Source organism: Jiangella rhizosphaerae (assembly GCF_003579925.1).
Lineage (GTDB): Bacteria > Actinomycetota > Actinomycetes > Jiangellales > Jiangellaceae > Jiangella > Jiangella rhizosphaerae.
This window is the reverse complement of the sequence record NZ_QUAL01000271.1, coordinates 1-2,125: the sequence shown is the minus strand read 5'-3', so window position 1 is coordinate 2,125 and position 2,125 is coordinate 1. Positions and strand designations below refer to the sequence as shown.

The window sequence follows — 2,125 nt, the reverse complement described above, 5'->3', positions numbered from 1 at the left end:
GGCGGCCGGCGCTGCCAGCGCGGCGCCGCCGGCGGCGGCCAGGCCGGCGACGCCCAGGGCGGACAGCCCGCGGCGGCTGATCGTGCGGTCACCTGTGCTCATGGCGATCACTCCTTCGTGAGGGCGTGGCGAGACGACCGGGCGCGCGGGGGTACGCGCCCGGCGGGTGTGACCAGATCCGGACGGGTGGGGCGGACGGCGACGGCTGCGGCTCAGCCCTTGACCGCGCCGATGAGCATCCCCTTGGCGAAGTGGCGTTGCAGGAAGGGGTAGACGAGGGCGATGGGGACCAGGCTGATGACGAGGATGGCCATCTGCAGCGACTGCGCCGGCGGCATGACGGTTCCGGCGATGTCCGCGGTGTCGACGCCGAGCGCGGCGTTGTCGACCACGTAGGTGCGCAGCACCAGCTGCAGCGGCCACTTCGCGGTGTCGTTGATGTACAGGACGGCGTTGAAGAAGGCGTTCCAGTAGGCGACGGCGTTGAACAGGCCGATCACGGCGATGACCGCCTTCGACAGTGGCAGCACGACCCGGGTGAGGATCTGCAGCTCGTTCGCGCCGTCGATGCGGGCGGCGTCGATCAGCTCGCCGGGAATCTCCTGGAAGAACGCCCGCATGATGATCACCTGGAACGCGCCCACCATGGTCGGCAGGATCAGCGACCAGTAGGAGTCGAGCAGCCCGAGCTGGCGCACCGTCAGGTACATCGGGATCATGCCCGGGGTGAAGAACAGCGTGAACAGGACGGTGAGCAGCACCGGCTTCTGCAGGAAGCTGCCCGGCCGGCTCAGCGAGTAGGCGAGCAGCGTGACGCAGGTCAGCGACAGCGCCGTGCCGACCACCGTGATGCCGATGGACACCATGAGTGCCCGGGTGACCACGCCGCCGGACAGGATCGCCCGGTAGGCGTCGAGGTTCGGCCGGTCGGGCCAGAGCACGTAGCCGCCGGCCTCGGTGACCTGCTGCTGGTCGGCCAGGCTGGTCGAGACGACGGCGAGGAACGGCAGGATCACCAGGGCGCAGGCGATGAGCAGGACGACGCCCTTGAGGCCGCGGATCGGCAGCCCGGGCCGCGGCGTGCCGGCGACCATGCGCGGCCGGCCGGACCGGCCGGACCGGCCGCCACGGTCCTCGCGGATGATGGTGTCGGTCACTTGGAGTACACCCCTCTCTCGCCGAGCAGGTGCGCGACCTTGTTGGCGCCCAGCACCAGAACCACGCCGACCAGCCCCTTGACCAGGCCGACCGCCGCCGACACGCCCCAGTTACCGCCGATGACGCCGTTGTAGTAGACGTAGGTGTCGAGCACCTCCGCGGTGTCGGCGCCGACCTGCTGGCGCTGCAGGATGATCTGCTCGAAGCCGACGGTCAGCACGTCGCCGAGCTTCAGGATGAGCAGCAGCACGATGACGCCGCGGATGCTGGGCAGCGTGACGTGCCACAGCTGCCGCATCCGCGACGCGCCGTCGACGGCGCTGGCCTCGTACAGCTCCATGTCGACCCGCGACAGCGCGGCGAGGAAGATGATCGTCCCCCAGCCGGCGTCCTTCCAGATCACCTGCGACGTGATCAGCGTCAGGAACATGTCGGGGTTGCCGAAGATCGACAGCGTTGCCCAGTCGTGCGAGCGGAGGAAGTTGTTCAGCAGGCCGGCGTTGCCCAGCATGTGCTGGAAGATCGCGACGACCACCACCCACGACATGAAGTGCGGCAGGTACAGCACCGACTGCACCACCCGCTTGAGCCGCTCGCCGATCATGGAGTTCAGCAGCAGCGCCAGCACGATCGGCACCGGGAACACGAACACGATCTGCACGAACGAGATGACCAGCGTGTTCGTCAGCGCGTTGACGAACGCCGGGTCGCCGTTGAAGATCACCTCGAAGTTCCGGAACCCCACCCACGGCGAGTCGTAGATGCCGATGTAGGGCTGGTAGTCCTTGAACGCGATGACGTTGCCCAGCAGCGGCACGTAGTTGAACAGCAGCACCACCAGCAGCCCGGGCAGGCCGAGCAACAGCAGGAACCGGTCGCGGCGGAACCGCGCCCGCCGCGACGTCCGCGGGTTCCGTGCGCTCGCCCCCGCCGGCCGGGACCGGCGCGGCCGGTGCGCCCGGCCGGC

The 2,125-nt window shown here is 69.2% G+C and carries 2 protein-coding genes; both read right to left on the bottom strand.

Annotation, left to right across the window (positions count from 1 at the left end):
* Window positions 1-212: 212 nt before the first annotated feature.
* Window positions 213-1,094 (bottom strand): carbohydrate ABC transporter permease, encoded by an 882-nt coding sequence (locus DY240_RS23135; protein ID WP_119662123.1) that lies wholly within the window; start codon window positions 1,092-1,094, stop codon window positions 213-215.
* Window positions 1,095-1,153: 59 nt separating this feature from the next.
* Window positions 1,154-2,026: an ABC transporter permease gene (locus DY240_RS23130; protein WP_119662122.1), complete on the bottom strand. Its 873-nt coding sequence runs from the start codon at window positions 2,024-2,026 to the stop codon at window positions 1,154-1,156.
* Window positions 2,027-2,125 lie beyond the last annotated feature (99 nt).

Bases quoted from the DNA above. Each gene is read 5' to 3' on its own strand.
- DY240_RS23135 (WP_119662123.1), bottom strand. From the start codon at position 1,094: ATGGTCGCCGGCACGCCGCGGCCCGGGCTGCCGATCCGCGGCCTCAAG.